Origin of the sequence: Devosia sp. (assembly GCF_965229025.1) — a bacterium.
Taxonomy (GTDB): Bacteria; Pseudomonadota; Alphaproteobacteria; order Rhizobiales; family Devosiaceae; genus Devosia_A.
Window position 1 is genome coordinate 475,099 of the sequence record NZ_OZ245853.1, and the last position, 18,559, is coordinate 493,657.

At 63.5% G+C, this 18,559-nt stretch carries 14 protein-coding genes; 7 read left to right on the forward strand and 7 right to left on the reverse strand.

Features of this window, described 5'->3' with window-relative positions; all coding sequences use genetic code 11:
* Nucleotides 1-2: 2 nt before the first annotated feature.
* The gene (locus ACO06J_RS02290) at nucleotides 3-1,118 is read left to right on the forward strand and encodes a glycosyltransferase (RefSeq protein WP_421759079.1); all 1,116 of its coding nucleotides are present in this window, start codon (nucleotides 3-5) and stop codon (nucleotides 1,116-1,118) included.
* Nucleotides 1,119-1,127: 9 nt separating this feature from the next.
* Here the strand turns inward: ACO06J_RS02290 and ACO06J_RS02295 are convergent, their stop codons facing one another.
* Nucleotides 1,128-1,640 (reverse strand): response regulator, encoded by a 513-nt coding sequence (locus ACO06J_RS02295; protein ID WP_421759080.1) that lies wholly within the window; start codon nucleotides 1,638-1,640, stop codon nucleotides 1,128-1,130.
* A 220-nt stretch (nucleotides 1,641-1,860) separates the two neighbouring features.
* On the opposite strand from ACO06J_RS02295, the gene ACO06J_RS02300 reads away from it, so the two are divergent.
* From ACO06J_RS02300 to putA, 6 genes are all read left to right on the forward strand, one after another.
* Nucleotides 1,861-3,270, forward strand: coding sequence for an exopolysaccharide biosynthesis polyprenyl glycosylphosphotransferase (locus tag ACO06J_RS02300; RefSeq protein ID WP_421759081.1), 1,410 nt, complete (start codon nucleotides 1,861-1,863; stop codon nucleotides 3,268-3,270).
* A 26-nt stretch (nucleotides 3,271-3,296) separates the two neighbouring features.
* Entirely contained in the window at nucleotides 3,297-3,650 is a 354-nt protein-coding gene (locus tag ACO06J_RS02305) for a hypothetical protein (RefSeq protein WP_421759082.1), read from the forward strand.
* A gap of 261 nt (nucleotides 3,651-3,911) precedes the next feature.
* Nucleotides 3,912-5,660 (forward strand): ABC transporter ATP-binding protein, encoded by a 1,749-nt coding sequence (locus ACO06J_RS02310; protein WP_421762432.1) that lies wholly within the window; start codon nucleotides 3,912-3,914, stop codon nucleotides 5,658-5,660.
* Complete coding sequence (locus ACO06J_RS02315) at nucleotides 5,657-7,564, forward strand: ABC transporter ATP-binding protein (RefSeq protein ID WP_421759083.1); 1,908 nt, start codon at nucleotides 5,657-5,659, stop codon at nucleotides 7,562-7,564. The genes ACO06J_RS02310 and ACO06J_RS02315 overlap by 4 nt, the downstream gene beginning before the upstream one ends.
* 98 nt (nucleotides 7,565-7,662) lie before the next feature.
* A complete protein-coding gene (locus ACO06J_RS02320; RefSeq protein WP_421759084.1) occupies nucleotides 7,663-8,502 on the forward strand; it encodes an aldo/keto reductase in 840 nt (279 codons plus the stop codon).
* A 99-nt stretch (nucleotides 8,503-8,601) separates the two neighbouring features.
* The gene (gene putA / locus ACO06J_RS02325) at nucleotides 8,602-12,162 is read left to right on the forward strand and encodes a bifunctional proline dehydrogenase/L-glutamate gamma-semialdehyde dehydrogenase PutA (protein WP_421759085.1); all 3,561 of its coding nucleotides are present in this window, start codon (nucleotides 8,602-8,604) and stop codon (nucleotides 12,160-12,162) included.
* Here the strand turns inward: putA and ACO06J_RS02330 are convergent.
* The 6 genes from ACO06J_RS02330 to ACO06J_RS02355 are packed head-to-tail and all read right to left on the reverse strand — an operon-like array spanning nucleotide 12,159 to nucleotide 18,467.
* Complete coding sequence (locus ACO06J_RS02330; RefSeq protein ID WP_421759086.1) at nucleotides 12,159-13,235, reverse strand: ABC transporter ATP-binding protein; 1,077 nt, start codon at nucleotides 13,233-13,235, stop codon at nucleotides 12,159-12,161. The two genes, putA and ACO06J_RS02330, sit on opposite strands and share 4 nt — an antisense overlap.
* Nucleotides 13,235-14,314: a Gfo/Idh/MocA family protein gene (locus ACO06J_RS02335; RefSeq protein WP_421759087.1), complete on the reverse strand. Its 1,080-nt coding sequence runs from the start codon at nucleotides 14,312-14,314 to the stop codon at nucleotides 13,235-13,237. Before ACO06J_RS02335 ends, ACO06J_RS02330 begins: the two co-directional genes overlap by 1 nt.
* The gene (locus ACO06J_RS02340) at nucleotides 14,311-15,327 is read right to left on the reverse strand and encodes a Gfo/Idh/MocA family protein (protein WP_421759088.1); all 1,017 of its coding nucleotides are present in this window, start codon (nucleotides 15,325-15,327) and stop codon (nucleotides 14,311-14,313) included. The genes ACO06J_RS02335 and ACO06J_RS02340 overlap by 4 nt, the downstream gene beginning before the upstream one ends.
* 16 nt (nucleotides 15,328-15,343) lie before the next feature.
* Nucleotides 15,344-16,228, reverse strand: coding sequence for a carbohydrate ABC transporter permease (locus ACO06J_RS02345; RefSeq protein ID WP_421759089.1), 885 nt, complete (start codon nucleotides 16,226-16,228; stop codon nucleotides 15,344-15,346).
* The gene (locus tag ACO06J_RS02350; protein ID WP_421762433.1) at nucleotides 16,218-17,138 is read right to left on the reverse strand and encodes a carbohydrate ABC transporter permease; all 921 of its coding nucleotides are present in this window, start codon (nucleotides 17,136-17,138) and stop codon (nucleotides 16,218-16,220) included. The genes ACO06J_RS02345 and ACO06J_RS02350 overlap by 11 nt, the downstream gene beginning before the upstream one ends.
* Nucleotides 17,139-17,174: 36 nt before the next feature.
* Entirely contained in the window at nucleotides 17,175-18,467 is a 1,293-nt protein-coding gene (locus ACO06J_RS02355) for an ABC transporter substrate-binding protein (RefSeq protein WP_421759090.1), read from the reverse strand.
* Nucleotides 18,468-18,559: the final 92 nt, after the last annotated feature.

Below are 18,559 nucleotides of genomic sequence, written 5' to 3' on the forward strand. Positions count from 1 at the left end.
GCATGCTGCCAAAGCGGATCGTCTTTCACGTTCCCAGTCTCAGAGGGGGCGGAGCGGAACGCGTCTGGGTGCTGATGGCCAATGAGCTGGCGGCGCGTGGGCATCACGTCACGCTGCTGGTCTGGAACGCCGAAGGACCCAATGCTGCGTTGCGGTCGGACGCGGTACACCTCGTCGATTTCGGCATGACCATTCATGGCGAGAGTTTTGGGAAGCCTGCCACTTTGCGCGGGCTCTGGCGCATGGCGCGGTTCCTACGCCGGCACCAGCCCGATGCGGTCTACAGCGCGCCGGAATTTGCCAATCTGGTGATGGCGCTGTCGCTGATCCTGTCGCGCAGCCGCGCGCAGTTCTTTCCAAGCTTTCATGCGGCAGCAGCGATCCGTTCCGATACTATTGGTGCGCGGGTAGCCGTGCTGCTCTCGGGACTGGTGGCTCACCGCGCGACGAAGGCAATCGCCGTGTCGGCCGGCGTTGGCAGAGACCTCGAAGCACGCGGCGTTCGTCGGACAAAGGTTGCGGTGATCAACAACCCGTTGCCCCCCGCGCTAACGACACCCAAACGGTCGTATCCGTTCGAGGCCCAACTTGAAGCGATGGGTGAGGGGCCGGTGATCATCACCGCCGGCCGGCTGGTTCCGGTCAAGGATCACAAGACCTTGCTGGCTAGCGTTGCTAAACTGATTCAACATCGCCCAGCGCGGCTGGTAATCTTCGGCGAGGGCCCGCTCGAGGCTGAACTCCGCGCCTTTGCCGTGCAGCTTGGCATCGCGAACCACGTGCTCTTCGCCGGATACATCAACGATCCGGCAGCCTGCTATGCGGTGGCTGATCTCTTCGTATTGACCTCCCTCACCGAGGGATTTGGCAATGTGCTGGTCGAGGCGATGGCGGCAGGGGTCCCGGTCGTTTCCACCGATTGTCCGCATGGCCCCAGCGAAATCCTTGAGGGCGGCATCTACGGCGCATTGGTCGCGGTGGGAGATGCGGAAGGTCTCGCGCTCGCCATGGATAAAATGCTGAGCGAACCCACTTCGGCCAATTCGCTCAAAGCGCGCGCGGCAGATTTCGAAGTCGGGCGAATAGGCGATCGCTACGAGGCCTTGCTGGCCAACTAGGTCGGCGCCTTACGGCCGCTGGCGGCCTTCACCAAAGAGCGGGATGACATTGCCGGCGCGGGCGGGAGCTGGCGCGGGCGTAGCCGCGACGCGCACCAAGCTGCGCTCGCTCGGCATATGCCGCGGCTCGGGCATGGCGCCCCGAGCTTCAGCGAGGATCGTATCGATGCACATCAGCAGTTGCGGCGCGGAGACCGGTTTGGTCAGCACAGCGTCGATGCCGGCGGCAAGCAGTGGGCGGTGGAACGGTTCGGCGGCGCGAGTGAGGGCGACGATTTCGAAGGCATCGCTGGCAAGCCGCATGTGGTTGCGGAGACCGCGTGCGATATCGGCTGCGGGCGCGCCCGGAAGGTCGGTATCGAGAACGACGACGTCGACCGGGGAGATGCGGAGAAAGGTGGTGAGCGCTTCGATGCCGGTGAACGTCGCGACACGATAGCCGCCCAACTGCTCGAGCGTCCGGCACAGAATATCGGCAAAGGCGGGGTTTGCCGCCAGCATGGCTACCGATCTCGTCCGCATCTCGTCTGGCTCTCCGCCCCGCAGTTAACGGTCTCTTAACATGCGGCTTCGGCACCAAAAGGCGGGACCTCGATTCATCCTTAACTGCGGGGCCGCCATTAACCCTCTCTTAACCCTCCGATTTGGGGGGCGAGGTCGGCGTGTTAATCAGGATAAAATCAACCTGAGACGTGCCGTGACGCCAGAACAGTTTGCATATTCGGGTCTTGAGCGTCGACGTTTGCCGCGCCTAGCGGCCAGCCTCGCCGCCATCCGCTGGAGCATCGCGCTGCTGGAAGGGTGCCTTGCGAGCCTCGTGGTCGTGCTGGCGGCGCTGGTGTATCACGTTACCCTGATGCATGTGCCGCTGGGGCAGGCGTCGGTGACGCTTTACGGGCTGTTCGCCGCTGTCGTAGGGCTTGTCTACAGCGGCTTTTCAGCTGTCGCTGCGGCGCGGTTCCTCGCGCGTCCGGCACAATCCCAGCAGCAGCTCGCCGGTAGCGCCCTTGGCTGGACCGCGGCCTTTGCCGTGGCGCTGTTCGGCGCCTATCTCCTCGGGCTTTCCGATGATCTCTCGCGTATTTCGATGATCTCGGCTTATTTCATCGGACTTCCAGTGCTTCTGGTGGCGCGTGGCATGATCTATTCTGGGCTTGCTGCCCAGGTGATGGCCGGGCGTCTGCAGTATCGCCAGATCACCGTGATCGGGAACCGCGCCGATGTGGATGGGCTGGTCCAGAACGGTAAGCTCTGGCAGTCGGGCTATCGCCTCGCCGGGGTTCTCCACTTCGACACCATCCGCGACGTGGCAGGGCAGGTCGATGCTGGCCAGATCGCCGGCTTTGCGCAGCGGTGGCTAGCCCGAGGGGCCGAGGATATCGTGCTGGTCGGTGCGCTCGACGATGTCGATGGCCTTGAGCGGATCGTCAACGGGCTGAAGCGCTTTGCCATCAACGTCTATTGCGCTCCGGCCACCGGCAACGCCCGGGTGAAGTTTCTCGATGTTGCGGGCATCGGCCCCAACAACGCGGTGCAGTTTCTGGCCAAGCCTATGGGCGATGGAGCGGTGCTGCTCAAGCGGTCGTTCGACATAGTGGCGGCAGGGCTGGGCCTGATCTTCCTCGCGCCGTTCTTCCTGATTCTCGCCGTCCTCATCCAGCTGGATAGTCCCGGTCCGGTATTTTACCGGCAGGAGCGCCGGGGCTTTAACGGCGGGAGCTTCTACATCTGGAAGTTTCGTTCAATGCGGGTGACCGAAAGCGGCCGGCAGATGACGCAGGTGCGCGTTGGCGACAGCCGGATCACCCGGATCGGGCGCTTCATCCGCGCCGCATCGATCGATGAGCTGCCGCAGTTGATCAACGTGGTGCAGGGGCAGATGAGCCTCGTCGGCCCCCGGCCCCATGCGATTGTGCACGACGACGAACTGGGCGAACAGCTGGCGAGCTACGCCCATCGGCAGCGGATCAAGCCGGGGATTACCGGCTGGGCGCAGGTCAACGGCTTTCGTGGTGAGACTACTACCTTCGCCCAGATCGAGGGGCGTACGGAGCACGACCTCTATTATATCGAGAACTGGTCAATCTTTCTCGACTGGTGGATCATCTTTCTGACGGTTTTCTCGCCCAAGACACGGCAGAACGCCGTCTGAGCGCTGGAGAAATCCCCCTGTCACCCTTGTTGCGCAAGTTCGCGCTGCTGCCCTGGCTGTTGCTGGGTGCCGTGGCCTTTGTCACCCTGTCGCCGATTGGGCTCAGGCCCAATTCCGGCTTTTCGCCCAATATCGAGCGTTTCGCCGCCTTTGCGGCCGTGGGGTTCAGTTTCGCGCTGTTCTATCCGCGCCACCTGCTGCTGATCGGCGTGCTGGTGATCGGTGCTGCAATCGGCTTTGAACTGATGCAGGCCCTGGTGACCAGCCGCCATGCCCGGCTGGGGGATATGGGCTTCAAGGTGCTCGGTGGTGTGCTGGGCATTGCAGTCGGCGCCGCCACGCCGATGCTGGCCCGACGATTGCGGGCGACTGGTAGCTAGCCGGCTAGTCATACGAAAGTTCTGCAACTTTTATTGCAGGTCTGCCTTGAACCAGACGCAAAACGGGGCGAGGAATAACAACGCCCCTTGGTTCTCAGGGTCGAGTCTGCGGTTGCAGTTGGCGCGCCGCGGATCGCACAACAAATATGGATTTCAGAATTGAGTAGTCGGACCGGGCATGGCGCCATTCCGCACCGCGACGCGTATTTTCACGTCGAGGCGACCCATGCGACGCGTGGGATAAGCACACTGTGGCGGATCATGGCGCTGACCTGGCGCCACCCATGGCAGGTCACGGTGACGGTGGCCGCCACCATCATCGCTTCGGTGCTGCAGTTGCTGGTACCCCGCCTGTTGGGCGCTGCCGTCGATCAGGCCGAAGGCGTGCTGAACAATGGCGTCGCCGCCAGCGCCGCGCTGTGGACCACAGCGATGATCCTTCTCGCGGTCAGCATCGCGCGTGGCATTTTCACCATGCTGCACAATTACTGGGGCGAGGCCGTCGGCCATCACACGGCCTACGAGCTGCGCATGGCCGTGTACGAAAAAATCCAGCGCCTTAGCTTTGCCTATCACGACAAGGTGCATACCGGCGACCTGATCACGGTCGGCATGCTCGATCTCGAAGGCGTGCGCATGTTCTTTGCGACCGGCGTGCTGCGTGTGGTGCTGCTCAGCATCCTGATCGGCGTCGGCGCCTACATGATGCTGTCGACCGACGTGGTCCTGGGGCTGCTGGCGCTGAGTTTCGTGCCGTTTGTCGGCTGGCGCTCCTCGGTGATGCAACTGACGCTGCGCGCGACCTGGCTGACGCTGCAGGAACTGCTGCAGGGCCTGTCACGGGTCATGGAAGAAAATCTCGGCGGTATCCGCGTCGTGCGCGCCTTTGCGGCGCAGGCACACGAGATGGCCAAGTTCGACGAAGCTTCCGATGCCGCGCTGGAGATGGCGCACAAGCGTGTCGATATCCGGGTGGTCAACACCTCGGCGACCGGGTTCTCGTTCTTCATTTCGATGGGTCTGGTGCTCTGGTTCGGCGGTGAGCGAGTGCTCTCGGGCCAGCTAAGCGTGGGCACGCTGGCCTCGTTCCTCACCTTCATGACGATCCTCCAGATGCCGGTGCGGCAGCTGGGGCTGCTGGTCAATTCGTTCGCCCGGGCCTCGACCTGCGGCAACCGTCTGTTCGCCTTTCTCGATCTCGAGATCGATATCGCCGACGCGCCCGGGGCCAAGCCGTTGCAGGTGTCCGAGGGGACGCTGCGGTTCGACAATGTCAGCTTTGCCTACCCCAGCGCGCCGGATCGTCAGGTGCTGCGGGGCGTGAGTTTCTCGGCGAAACGCGGCGAAACCATTGGCATTGTCGGCAAGCCGGGCAGCGGCAAGTCGACCATCGCGCACCTTATTCCGCGGTTCTACGACGTCACGGGCGGTAGCGTAACGATCGACGGGCAGGATGTCCGCAACGTGACGCTCGCGTCGCTCAGAAAGCAGGTTGCCGTGGTGCAGCAGGACTCGTTCCTGTTCACCACCAACATCGAGAACAACATTGCCTATGGCGACCCCTGGGCCAAGGAGCAGCGCATTGCGCGCGCCTCCGAGTTTGCCCAGTTGCACAACTACATTATGGGCCTCCCCACCGGTTACGAGACCATCGTGGGTGAACGCGGCGTATCGCTTTCGGGCGGGCAGCGGCAGCGGCTCAACATCGCGCGCTCGCTGATGTTGCGCCCGGCGGTGATGGTGTTCGATGACTCGACCGCCGCAGTCGATGCGGGCACTGAGCAGCGCATCCGGACGGCTATGAAGCGGTTTGCCAAGGATCGCGCCACGTTCATCATTTCCCACCGGTTGAGCTCACTCATGCACGCCGACCAGATCCTGTTCATCGACGACGGCCAGATCGTCGAGCGTGGCACCCATGCCGAACTGCTGGCGCTGAACGGGCGCTATCGTGAGCTCTACGATCTCCAGATCCGGCCTGGGGATGACCATGTGGAGGCCGCAGAATGAGCGACGCAGCGCTTCCCGACGACGACGAAAGCGAAGACCGCGGCCGGCGTCCGCCACGCGCGGTGGTGGGCTCCAGCCTCGACCGCGAGGAAGAGGTCTTTGGCAAGGTCTACGATCCCAAGATCGTGCGGCGCATCTGGGCTTTTGTCCGGCCATACCGGCTGCAGATTTATCTCTCGGTGGCGGCGGTGATCGTGTTCACCCTGACGCAGTTGGCGATCCCGCTTCTTGTTCGCTTTGCCATCGATAAGGGCATGGCCGCCGGCGGCGGGGGCCGCGAGATCCTCGTCTGGGTGATCATCGGGTTTGGCCTGACGATCCTCATCAACTACGGCGCCAGCTGGGTGCAGGAATCGGTCGTCGGTAAGGCGGCCGAGAACGTGCTGTTCGATATGCGTCGCGCCATGTTCGAGCACCTGCAGCGTGTCTCGCTGAGCTTCATGGACAAGACCGAGGTGGGCCGGCTCATGTCGCGACTCATGGGTGACGTTAACTCCATGCAGGAGTTCCTTGAAACTTCAGTGCTTTCAGTGGGCGACATCATCCTCTTGTTCGGCATTGTCGGCGTGCTGCTGTATCTCGATGTGCGGCTGGGCCTTCTCACCATGGCGACGATGCCGATCCTCTTCATCGTGCGCCTGTTCTGGCTGCCGCCCGCCAAGGTCAGCTTCATGGCGGCGCACCACACCAACTCGTCGGCCAATGGCGCGCTCGCCGAGGGCATCAACGGCGTCCGCACGGTGCAGAGCCTCGATCGCCAGCAGGTGAACTTCGACCTCTATGAGGAAAAGGCCTGGGCCAACCTCCGCGCGCACCTTCGGGCCGCCAAGTTCGCCCAGGTGATGGTGCCGATCGTCGATACTTTGACCGGCATTTCGATGGCGACGGTGATCGTGGTCGGCGGCCAGATGGTGATCGGCCACGAGCTCGATGTTGGTGTCATGGTCGCGTTCCTGTTCTACATCCAGCGCTTCTTTGATCCGATCCGTTCGCTTACCATGCAGTATTCGGTGTTCCAGCGCGCCATGAGTTCTGGCACGCGCATCACCGAAGTGCTCGACGTGCCGATCGATATTTCAGACAAGCCGGGCGCGGTGGCGATCACCGGTGCCATGGATGGCTCGGTCGAGTTCAAGGATGTCACCTTCGGCTACCGCAAGGGCCAGCCGGTGCTCAAGAACGTGAGCTTCCGCGTCAATCCGGGCGAGACAGTCGCGATTGTCGGGCCGACCGGTTCGGGCAAATCGAGCTGCATGTCGCTGGTGCACCGGTTCTACGATGTGTGGGACGGCTCGGTGACTGTCGGTGGCATTGATGTGCGCGACATCACCCAGGAGTCGCTCGGCGAACAGGTCGCGATGGTGCTGCAGGAGCCGTTCCTGTTCACCGGCTCGGTGCTCGAAAACATCCGCTACAACAAGGTCAGCGCTACCCGAGAGCAGATCATCGAGGCCTCCAAGGCCGTCGGTGCGCATGACTTCATCATGTCGCTGGCCGATGGGTACGACACCAAGCTCGAACAGCGCGGCGGCAACCTATCGCTGGGGCAGCGGCAGCTGGTGAGCTTCGCCCGCGCGCTGGTGGCGGATGCCAAGATACTGGTGCTCGACGAAGCCACGGCGAACATCGACAGCTATACCGAAATGCTGATCCAGAAAGCGCTGGCGATCCTCCTCAAGGGGCGTACCGGCCTCGTGATCGCCCACCGGCTGGCGACCATCCGCGGCGCCGATCGCATCATCGTGCTGCAGAACGGCGAGCTGCTCGAAAGCGGCAACCACGACCAGCTCATGGAAAACCGCGGCCTCTATTCACGGCTCTACACGATGAATTACTCGAGCTTTGACGACCTGCCGGAAACAGCGGAAGACGCAGCGGCGGCTGGGGTGGGGAAGGCGACCTAGAAGACGCTCCTTTCCCACCGCGTGGCGGGGAAGGGGGCGCAAGCCAACTCCCCAACAATATGCCCGCATCGGGCAGCAATTCATCCAAGGAAACCCGCATGTCCGCCTTTCCCGACCACGTTCTCAACGACGGCACCACGCTCCCCGTCATCGGTCTTGGTACCTATGCTCTCCGCGGCATTCCCGGCGCCGAGGCAATGGCCGATGCGTTGCGTCAAGGCTATCGCCTTCTCGACTCCGCCGTGAACTACGAGAACGAGGGTGCCGTCGGCAAAGCCGTGCGCATGTCGGGCGTGCCCCGCGAGGATATCCGCGTGACCTCAAAGCTCCCCGGCCGCCACCACAAGAAGCCCAACGTCACATGGGCCATCGAAGAATCGCTGCTGCGCACCGGTCTCGACTATCTCGATCTTTATTTGATCCACTGGCCCAACCCGAGCCAGCAGCTCTTTGTCGAGGCCTGGGAAGGTATGATCGAGGCCCGCGAGCGCGGCCTTGTCCGCTCGATCGGCGTTTCGAATTTCCTCCCCGAACACCTAGACCAACTGATCGCGAAGACCGGCGTCACTCCGAGCGTCAATCAGGTGGAACTCCACCCCTATTTCAACCAGGCCGAGCAGCGCGCCGCAGACAAGGCCCGCGGCATCCTGACCGAGGCATGGACGCCGATCGGCAAGGGCACGGCACTGCTGACCGAAGCGCCCATCGTCGCCGCTTCGAAAAAGCACAGCCGCAGCCCGGCGCAGGTGGTCCTTCGCTGGCACCATCAGCTCGGCGTGCTGCCCATACCCAAGTCGGCCAATCCAGCCCGCCGCGCCGAAAATCTGGATATCGCGGGCTTCGAGCTCGACGCCGCCGACATGGCCTCGATTGGCCAACTCACCCGTCCCGCCGGCCGCCTCTTCGACGGCGACCCCCGGACGCACGAGGAGTTCTAGGCGTCTGCGTTTGGTGGGGCGCCGACTTGGCGCACCATCACACTTTCCCCACACAAATCAGCGACCTCCGGGCTAAAGTCACATTCTGGGGGTAAGCCGATGGACAAGCTGGCGGAACTGCGCGGCCGCATTCGGGCTGCGATCTACTCCGATGAACCGGAAACGCTGGTGCGGCTGACGGCCGATGCCGCACTTGATGCGCCTTCGCGTGCCAGCATCTGCGCGCGGGCGGAGGCTCTGGTCGAGAAGGTTCGGGCAGCGCAGTCGTCGGGCATGCTCGAGGCCTTTCTCGCAGAGTATTCGCTATCGACTGACGAGGGCATCGCGCTGATGTGCCTTGCCGAGGCGCTGCTCCGGGTGCCCGACACCAAGACCATGGACGACCTGATCGAGGACAAGATCGCCCCCAGCCGTTGGGCCGAGCATCTTGATCGCGCCAATTCGGCGCTGGTCAACGTCTCCACCCTGGCGCTGACGCTGACCGGGTCGGTGCTGCGCGATGGCGGAGCCGGCATTTCCGGAACGATCAAGAACTTCGTGCAGCGCATTGGCGAGCCGGTCATCCGCTCCGCCGTCATGCAGGCGATGAAGATTCTCGGTTCGCAGTTCGTCCTCGGCCGCGACATCGAAGAAGCGACGCGCGTGGCGCGGAAGGCCGAGCGGGACGGGTTCACCTATTCCTACGACATGCTTGGCGAAGCGGCGCGCACTGAGGCTGACGCCAAGCGCTACCGCGCCGCCTATTCCGAGGCAATCGCGGTGCTGGCGACGCGTTCGACTGCGGGCAATGTACGCGACAACCCAGGTGTTTCGGTCAAGCTCTCGGCGCTTCATTCACGCTACGAGTTCGCCAAGCGCGAGCGGGTGATGGACGAACTGGTCGAGCGCGTGCTGGCGCTGGCGTTGATGGCACGCGGCGCCAATATGGGCTTCAACATCGATGCCGAAGAAGCCGACCGGCTCGACCTGTCGCTCGATGTGATCGCGGCGGTGCTGGCCGACGAACGGCTCGCCGGCTGGGACGGGTTCGGCATCGTGGTACAGGCCTATGGGCAGCGGGCGAGCCACGTCATCGACTGGCTCGAGGCGCTGGCCGGGAGCCTGGATCGAAAGATCATGATCCGGCTGGTCAAGGGCGCCTATTGGGACAGCGAGATCAAGCGAGCGCAGGTGCTGGGGCTGCCGGGTTTCCCGGTGTTCACCCGCAAGGCCGCGACCGACGTGAGCTACGTCGCCAATGCGCGGCGGCTCCTGTCGAAGACTGACCGCATCTACCCGCAGTTCGCTACCCACAATGCACATACGGTCGCCGCAGTGCTGGAGTTGGCCGAAGCTCTTGGGGTCGACAAGACAGCCTACGAGTTCCAGCGCCTCCACGGCATGGGTGAGCGGCTGCACCAGATCGTCCACGATCAATCTGGCACCCGCACGCGCATTTACGCCCCGGTGGGCCGGCACGTGGACCTCCTCGCTTACCTCGTACGGCGCCTCCTCGAAAATGGCGCGAACGGGTCATTCGTCAACATGATCGCCGACCGGGAGATCCCGGCGAGCAAGGTCGTGGCTGATCCGTTCGAATCGATCGCTACCGCCACCTCGAAGGTGAAGGTGCCGGCGGCACTGTTTGCCCCAAGCCGCACCAATTCGCGCGGCCATGACCTCACCGACCCGATAGCGGTGGAGGCGCTGCTGGCGGACCGGCAGCGCTTTGCCAATGCCACCAAGCTCTGGTCGGCTGTGTCGGCGGCGCAGATCCCGGGCGAGTCCGGCGAGCAGTTCCGGATCGAAAGCCCGGCGACGGGCTACCTCGTCGGTGAAGCGCAGGGGGCAGGGCCCGCGACGGTGCAACTGGCCATTGCCACGGCCAAGGACGCGGCAGCCGATTGGGCAGCCCGCCCGGTGGCCGAGCGCGCTCTTTTGCTGCGGGAAGTCGCAGATCTCTATGAGGCCAACGCGCCGGAACTCTTTGTGCTCTGCGCCCGTGAGGCGGGGAAGACCCTTGCCGATGCGGTGAGCGAAGTGCGGGAGGCGGTGGATTTCCTGCGCTATTACGCAGCAGAAGCCGAGGCGTCGGAGCCACGGCTGCCGCTGGGGGTGTTCGCCTGCATCTCGCCGTGGAACTTCCCGTTGGCGATCTTCACCGGCCAGATCGCGGCCGCGCTGGTCGCGGGCAATACCGTCTTGGCGAAGCCTGCCGAGACGACGCCCCTGATTGCGGCGCGCGCTGTTGAACTGATGGTGAGGGCAGGCATTCCCGCCGATGTCATCCAGTTGCTGCCCGGCTCCGGCCCTGTGGTCGGTGCCGCACTGACCTCTGACCCTCGCATTGATGGTGTGTGCTTTACCGGCTCGCTCGCGACCGCCAAGGCGATCGATGTAGCGATGTCCGATCACCTTGCCGCCGGCGCGCCGCTGATCGCAGAGACCGGCGGGCTCAACGCCATGATCGTCGATTCCACCGCGCTGCCCGAGCAGGCAGTGCGCGATATCGTGGCATCGGCGTTCCAGTCCGCCGGGCAGCGCTGCTCTGCATTGCGGATGCTCTATGTGCAGGAAGAGGCCGCGGCCCGGACGCTGGAGATGCTGTTCGGCGCGATGGACGAGCTCAAGCTTGGCGACCCGTGGCAGCTTGACACCGATGTCGGCCCGGTGATCGACCGCAAGGCCAAGGCGAAGATCGAGGCCTATGTCGATGAGTTTGCAGCGCGCGAGGCGGTGCTCCACCGGTTGCCGACGCCGTCGTCGGGGCTGTTTGTCGGCCCTGCGGTGCTCAAGGTTGCAGGCATCGCCGAACTGAAAGAGGAAGTCTTCGGGCCTGTCCTGCATGTCGCGACGTTCAAGGCGGACCAGCTCGACGCGGTGATTTCGGCGATCAACGCGTCCGGCTATGGGCTCACTTTCGGTTTGCACACGCGGATCGACGGACGGGTCGAGGCCATTGCCGACCAGATGCGGGCAGGCAATATCTACGTGAACCGCAACCAGATTGGCGCAGTCGTGGGCTCGCAGCCATTTGGTGGCGAAGGGCTCTCCGGCACCGGGCCCAAGGCCGGTGGGCCGAACTATCTGAAGCGCTTCTCACGACCGCCGGCCACGCACCGCCCTTCCTTGGGGGTCAATCCGCTCTCAGGCCTCTCGATCGGGTTTGCTATCGCGGCAGTCGATCAGGTCAAGACTGCCATGGAACGTGCGGGGATCATCCCCCACGAACTCGCACTGCCGGGCCCGACCGGTGAATCCAACACACTCCGGACCTTCCCGCGTGGCGTTGTGCTCTGTCTCGGGCCTGACCGGGCCAGTGCCGAGGAGCAGGCGCGCCTCGCACTCCATTATGGCAACGGCGTCCTCGTCTGCGCGCCCGGCGCGCAGGCAATCGCAGCGTTGCTAGGCGAAGACGGCGAGCCGATTGGCGGAGTCGACAAGAAGCTCTCGCCGGCCGCCATGGAAGCGGGGCTGCAGGTCGATGCGGTGATGCACTTTGGCGACGAGGCCAATCTTCGGCCCTGGCGGCAGGCGCTGGCCCGCCGCGAAGGCGCCATCGTGCCGCTGATCACCTGTCCCAGCGATGCCGAACGGCTGATCGCGGAGCGCCACGTCTGCATCGACACCACGGCGAGCGGTGGAAATGCCGAGTTGTTGGCGGGGGCTAGCGCGCCCTAAAGCGCGCGCCCGTCCTTGCCGAACAGATGATAGCGCGCCGGATCCACATAGGTGGTGAGGGACGAGCCGAGTGCCACCTGCCGCTGGCCGTCGACGGCGATGGTCAATGGTTGGCCATCTGCCGTGGTGGCGTAGAGCATGGTCTGGCCGCCGAGGTGCTCGACCAGATCGACCTTCACCGTCGCGAGCGGTACGCCCGAGCCCTCGGTGATGCCGATGTGTTCGGGCCGCACGCCAAAGGTCACCGCATCGCCGACCTGTCCAATGGCGCGCGGAATGACGATCTCGCTGCCACCGGTCTGCAGCCTGGCGCCTGTCGCGTCGGCCGACGTGAGTTTGCCATCGAGGAAGTTCATCTTCGGCGAGCCGATGAAGCCGGCGACGAACCTGTTTTTGGGGCTGTTGTAGAGATCGAGCGGGGCGCCGACCTGTTCGATGATGCCGGCCTGCAGAACCACGATCTTGTCGGCCATGGTCATCGCCTCTACCTGGTCGTGGGTGACGTAGATCATGGTGTTGCCAAGGTCGTTGTGGAGCTTGGCGATCTCGACGCGCATCTGGACGCGCAATTCGGCGTCGAGGTTGGACAGCGGTTCGTCGAAGAGGAAGATTTTTGGCTCGCGCACGATAGCGCGGCCAATGGCGACACGCTGGCGCTGGCCGCCCGAGAGCTGCTTGGGCTTGCGCTTCAGCAGCGGCTCGATGCGGAGGATTTCCGCCGCGCGCTGCACGCGCTTTTCGATTTCGGCCTTGGGCGCCCGCGCCGTCTCAAGCCCGAAGGCGAGGTTCTGGTATACCGACATATGTGGGTATAGCGCGTAGGATTGAAACACCATGGCGATGCCGCGCTTGGCCGCCGGTACTTCGTTCATGCGTTGGCCGTCGATCACCAGGTCGCCGCCGCTGATCGGTTCAAGCCCTGCGATCATGCGCAGCAGTGTGGACTTGCCGCAGCCGGAGGGGCCGACGAACACGGTGAACTCGCCCGGCTCAATGGTGAGGTCGATGCCGTGAATGACCTCAATCTCGCCATAGCGCTTCAGGACGTTTTGCAGGACAACGCTGGTGGCCATTATCTGAACCCCTCCGGGAGCCAACTGCGGTATTTCGGGTGGTCTGGCCCGATGGGGAAGGGCACTTCTTCGCGCGTTTCGGACGAATGGTAGAACGCCGTGACGATCTCCAGCGCGCGGCGGGAATCCGCACTGGTCACGGGCACCGGACCCTTGCCTTCGAGCGCCGCATGGAACAGTGCCATCTGGGTGGTAAAGCGCGACGGCACGTCCTGCCAGTTCGCCAGCAGGGCGTCGATTGTCGCTTTGGTCGCATCATTGCGCGGCAGGATTTTCCACAGTGCCGCGCCGGGATTATAGGCCTCGTGGTCGCTCTCGATGGTCAGGTTCTCGAACGCAAGCCGGATGCGCGAGATCTCGTCGGCGGAACCCAGCGTCGCGGTGAAGCTCGCGAGCGCGCCCGAGGTCAATTCGACCGAGGCGGAGATGCAGTCTTCCACCTCGATGGCATTGACGCGCGTCGCCACCCTGCCGAACAGCGATTTAATGTCGCCCATCAGATAGGTGAAAATGTCGTGCGGGTGGATGGCGTGGGTCATCAGCACGCCGCCGAGTTCGGTCTTCCATTTGCCGCGCCAGGGGATCTCGTAATAGTCCGGCCCGCGCCGCCAGAGCGTTTCGACCGTCCCGACAAAGGGCTTGCCGGCGATACCGGCATCGATGATCGCCTTGGCCTGCTGGATGCCGTTTCCATAGCGATACTGGAACACCGGCATCAGCTTGCCGTGGGAGCGCTTCTCCTCGGCCATCACCTCGTCGACCTCTGCGAGCGAGCCGACCAGCGGCTTTTCGCAGATCACGTGCTTGCCGGCCTTCAGCGCCGCCATCACCATGGGGTAGTGGACCATGGGCGGCGTGCAGACATCGATGATGTCGAGGTCGTCCATCTTCAGCAGGTCGTCGAAATTGGCGACGCGCCGCTCGACGCCGAACTCGTCGGCGAGGCCGTTCCTGCGTGCAGGGTCGAGGTCGCAGATGGCGAGGACCTTGAACTTGTCCGCGTTGGGCACATAGCCCTCGACGATGTGGCTCTTTCCGATGCCGCCGCCGACGACGGCGACTGTATAGACCTTGCTCATTGTGCCCACACCGTACCGCGTTCTGCCAAAGCCTGCGCCGTCAGCGCCAGTTCCATCGCCTTGAAACACCGGTCCTGCGGCATCGCGGTTTCGGTGCGGTTGAGCACATCGGCAATCAGCTGCCGGCCATAGGGAAGCTCGACATCTGAGCAGTCAATGTGGCGCGTGCCCTTGCCATCGACGAGGAACAAATGATCGGTGCCGGGGCGGCCGGCGATGTCGATGTATTTCCTCAACTCGATATAGCCCTCGGTGCCGAGGATGGTCAGCCGCCCATCGCCCCAGGTGCCGAGGCCATTGGGCGTAAACCAGTCGAGCCGCACATAGCCGGTGGTGCGGGGGGTCTTGAGGTGCATGTCGCCGACATCCTGCAGGCCTGGGCGGGCGGGGTTGCCGCGGTTGTTCACCGTCGCGGACAGCACTTCGGCGTCGAGCGAATTGGAAAAGAACAGGAACTGCTCGCACTGGTGGCTCCCGATATCGCAGAGGATCCCGCCATAGCGCTTGCGGTCATAGAACCAGTCCGGCCGCTGATTGTTGCGGATCATGTGCGGGCCGAGGCCGACAGTGTGGATCACTTCGCCGATGGCGCCAGCGGCAACCAGTTCTCCCGCCTTGACGGTCGAGCGCGTCTCGAAGTGCTCCGAATAGCAGACTGAATAGATGCGGCCAGTTTCCGCCTGCACCTGCTTAATCTCGGCCAGTTGCGCCAGCGTCGTCATCCCCGGCTTGTCGCTCATCACGTCCTTGCCGTGCTGCATGGCGGCGATCGCGATCTCGGCACGGTCGCTGAGAATGGCCGAGGTCAGCACCAGCGCGATGGACTTGTCGTCAAGGATGGCCCGGTGATCGGCAACGCGCTTTGCCTGCGGGTATTTCGTGGCAAAGCCGGCTGCGAGGTCATCCTCCGGCGCATAAAACGAAACCAGCTCCGCCCCCTCGCGCAAGAGGCAGTTCACCTGGCCGTAGATATGGGAATGGTTGAGCCCGATAGCCGCAAATTTGATGCTCATTGGTTTATCCGAAGTGTCACCGTTTCATCCCCGTCGTCGCGATGCCTTCGATCAGCAGTTTCTGGAAGAAGAGGAAGAAGATGAAGATGGGGAGGAGCGAGAGGATCGACATGGCGAAGAGCCCGCTCCAGTTGGATTCGGCGGTCGAGTCGACGAAGGTGCGGAGCGCCAGCGTCACGGTGTAGGAGGCCATGTCGTTGAGGTAGATCAGCGGCGCGAAGAAGTCGTCCCAGGTGAAAATGAAGGTGAAGATGCCCGCTGTGGTCAGCACCGGCAGCGACAGCGGCAGCATGATCTTCCAGTAGATGCGCCAGGGCGAGCAACCGTCCATCTGCGCCGCCTCGTCCAGCTCGCGCGGGATGCCGCGGAAGAACTGCACCATCAAAAAGATGAAGAACGCATCGACCGCGAGATACTTGGGCACCACCAGCGGAAGGAAGGTGTTCACCCAGCCGAGGTTCAGAAACAGCACATACTGGGGGATCAGCACCACCTGATAGGGCAGCATCAGCGTGCCCAGCATCAGCGCAAACCAGAACTTCCGGCCCCAGAACTCCAGCCGTGCGAAGGCAAACGCTGTCAGCGAGCAAGCGGCGAGATTGCCGATGACGCAAAGGATGGAGACGAGGAACGAGTTGAAAAAGAACGTGGTGAAGCTGCGGCTGAGTCCGTTCCAGCCGCTCTCATAGCCATGAAGGCTCACCGAGCTGGGGATCAGCGAGTTGGACGAAAAGATTTCGCTCTCCGGGCGGAACGAGGCCGAGAGCATCCAGAGCAACGGATACAGCATCAGGATCGACGCGCCGATCAGCAGCGTGTGGGCGATGACCGAGCCGAGGCGCCTCCGCCAGGCCGGCGTTGCGCCGGTCACCACGGTCAGGCGATGCACATCACTCGTCATAGTGCACCCAGTACTTGGAGGTGAGGAACGACACCGAGGTGAACGCCGCCACGATCGCCAGCAGCACCCAGGCCAGCGCTGAGGCATAGCCCATGCGGAAGAAGGCGAAGGCCTCCTGGTAGAGATAAAGGGTGTAGAACAGCGTCGAGTTGACCGGGTTGCCGGTGCCGCCCGAAATGATGAAGGCGGGGGTAAAGCTCTTGAAGCCCTCGATGGTCTGGATGATGCCATTGAAGAACACCACGGGCGTCAGCAGCGGCAGCGTCACCTTCCAGAAGATGCGCCACTTGCTCGCGCCATCAAGGCTCGCCGCTTCGTACAGATCGGCCGGGATCTGCCTCAGCCCAGCAAGGAAAATGATCATCGGCGAGCCGAACTGCCACACCGCCAGCGCCACCAGCGTCCACAACGAGGTGCGCGGGTTGGAGATCCAACTCGGCCCTTGGATACCGAAAATCGCGAGGAAGTCATTGACCACCCCGTCGCCGGCAAACAGCTGCCGCCACAGCACCGCGATCGCCACCGAGGCGCCGAGCAGCGAGGGCAGGTAGAACACCGCGCGGTAGAGTGGCAGCCCACGCATGCCGCGGTTCAATAGCAGGGCGACGCCGAGCGCAAAGGCGAGTTTCAGCGGCACCGAGAAGAGCACGAAGAACAGCGTCACCCGCATCGAGGCGGAAAATTTCGGGTCGGCGGTGAACATCCGCACATAGTTATCGAGCCCGGCCCAGCGCGGCGCGGTCAACAGGTCGAAATTGGTGAAACTCAGGTAGAACGAGTAGACAATCGGACCGACAGTCAGGCCGAAAAAGCCGATGAACCACGGGATCAGGAACATGTAGCCCGGCCCGTTCGCGCTCCACAGGCGCGACCAGGTCGAGGGAACGAGCGCGCGCTCGGCGGGCACCATCTTGGGTGAACTGTCCGAGCGCGCGACCATTTCTGCTTAGCTCTTGGCGCGGCTAAGAATGTCGGTCGTTTCCTTGACGAAGGCAGCGCCTGCGTCTTCGGGCGAGCTCGAACCGAACGCCACTTCCTGGGCCTTGGTGGTGAACTGGGTCGACACTTCACCGGCGGCTGCCGGAGGTACCGGCGGCAGGGCGCCCTGAAGATCACCCAGGCTGGTTACGAAGCCCAGTGCCACCTGGCTCTGCGCGTCGAGGGTCGGGGTTATGGCATCGCGAACGGCCTTCGAGCACGGAATACCGCGTTCGACGCCGAGCGCCGCACCGGCCTCGAGATCGTTGACGAAAAAGCTGACGAACTTGACCGCTTCCTCGATATTGGCCGACTTCGGGTTGACGCTCCAGAACTGGCTGGGCTTCCGATAGTGGCCACCCGCCGAGCCGGCTTCGGCGCGGGGGAAGTTGATCATCGACAGCGGATCCTTGTTCACCGCCTGGAAGGCGATCAACTGGTTCGAGTTGGCAAAGGTCGTTGCGGCCTTGCCCAGCGTGATCATGGTGGTGTCGATGGCGGCCGTCGCGTCGAGAGCCTGGTCTTCAGCCGAGACGCAGACGCCCGCAGCGCGGAGGTCGGCCCAGAGCTTGAACCATGCCGTCAGGTCGTCAGCATCAAAGCCAGCCTTGCCGTCGGCGGTGTAGAGGGCCTTGCCGCGCTGGCGCAGCCAGTTCTCGAGCGCAGGTTCGTTGCCGCTGCCATCGGCGAGCAGCTTCATGCCGCCGCGGATATTGGCCTTGGCGAAAGCTTCGCCAGCCGTCATGTAATCGGCATAGGACGCATCGCGGCTCGGAACGGCCACGCCGGCTTCGGTGAAAGCCGCAGTGTTGACCATCATGGCCACCGAGTTGGCGCCGAGGCTGATAGCGTAGAGCTGGCCATCGACCTTGCCGCCGTCCTGCTGGTCCTGGTCGAAATCGGCGAGGTTGAGGCTCTTGCCGACATAGCTGTCGAGCGGGGCGATGGCGCCGCGCTTGGCGTATTCGACGAGGTAGCGATAGTCCATCTGCAGCACGTCGGGGGCGTTGCCGCCGGCGACCTGAGTGCCGAGCTTGGGCCAGTAGTCGTTGAAGGCGTTGAACTCGGTGTCAAATGCGATCGCCGGATTGGCTTTCGAATAAAGCGCGGCCACCGCATTGGTGCGGTCGGCGCGGGCCTGTCCACCCCACCAGGTGAGGCGAAGGCGTGTTTCCTGCGCCAGCGCCGGCGAAATCGCTCCGGCGGCGAGCAGCGCGGTGCTGCCCATCAGAAATTGGCGGCGGTCGAGCGAGATACCCATTGCAGTTCCTCCCGTTGATGTCCCGGCGGCAGTGCCGCCAACTCCCGTGGTCGCGATCTTGATCGTCGCTAAATAACCAACTGGTTACAAGT

Bases quoted from the DNA above. Each gene is read 5' to 3' on its own strand.
- ACO06J_RS02290 (WP_421759079.1), top strand. From the start codon at position 3: ATGCTGCCAAAGCGGATCGTCTTTCACGTTCCCAGTCTCAGAGGGGGC.
- ACO06J_RS02295 (WP_421759080.1), bottom strand. From the start codon at position 1,640: ATGCGGACGAGATCGGTAGCCATGCTGGCGGCAAACCCCGCCTTTGCC.
- ACO06J_RS02310 (WP_421762432.1), top strand. From the start codon at position 3,912: ATGGCGCTGACCTGGCGCCACCCATGGCAGGTCACGGTGACGGTGGCC.
- ACO06J_RS02315 (WP_421759083.1), top strand. From the start codon at position 5,657: ATGAGCGACGCAGCGCTTCCCGACGACGACGAAAGCGAAGACCGCGGC.
- ACO06J_RS02320 (WP_421759084.1), top strand. From the start codon at position 7,663: ATGTCCGCCTTTCCCGACCACGTTCTCAACGACGGCACCACGCTCCCC.
- putA (WP_421759085.1), top strand. From the start codon at position 8,602: ATGGACAAGCTGGCGGAACTGCGCGGCCGCATTCGGGCTGCGATCTAC.
- ACO06J_RS02330 (WP_421759086.1), bottom strand. From the start codon at position 13,235: ATGGCCACCAGCGTTGTCCTGCAAAACGTCCTGAAGCGCTATGGCGAG.
- ACO06J_RS02335 (WP_421759087.1), bottom strand. From the start codon at position 14,314: ATGAGCAAGGTCTATACAGTCGCCGTCGTCGGCGGCGGCATCGGAAAG.
- ACO06J_RS02340 (WP_421759088.1), bottom strand. From the start codon at position 15,327: ATGAGCATCAAATTTGCGGCTATCGGGCTCAACCATTCCCATATCTAC.
- ACO06J_RS02345 (WP_421759089.1), bottom strand. From the start codon at position 16,228: ATGACGAGTGATGTGCATCGCCTGACCGTGGTGACCGGCGCAACGCCG.
- ACO06J_RS02350 (WP_421762433.1), bottom strand. From the start codon at position 17,138: ATGGTGCCCGCCGAGCGCGCGCTCGTTCCCTCGACCTGGTCGCGCCTG.
- ACO06J_RS02355 (WP_421759090.1), bottom strand. From the start codon at position 18,467: ATGGGTATCTCGCTCGACCGCCGCCAATTTCTGATGGGCAGCACCGCG.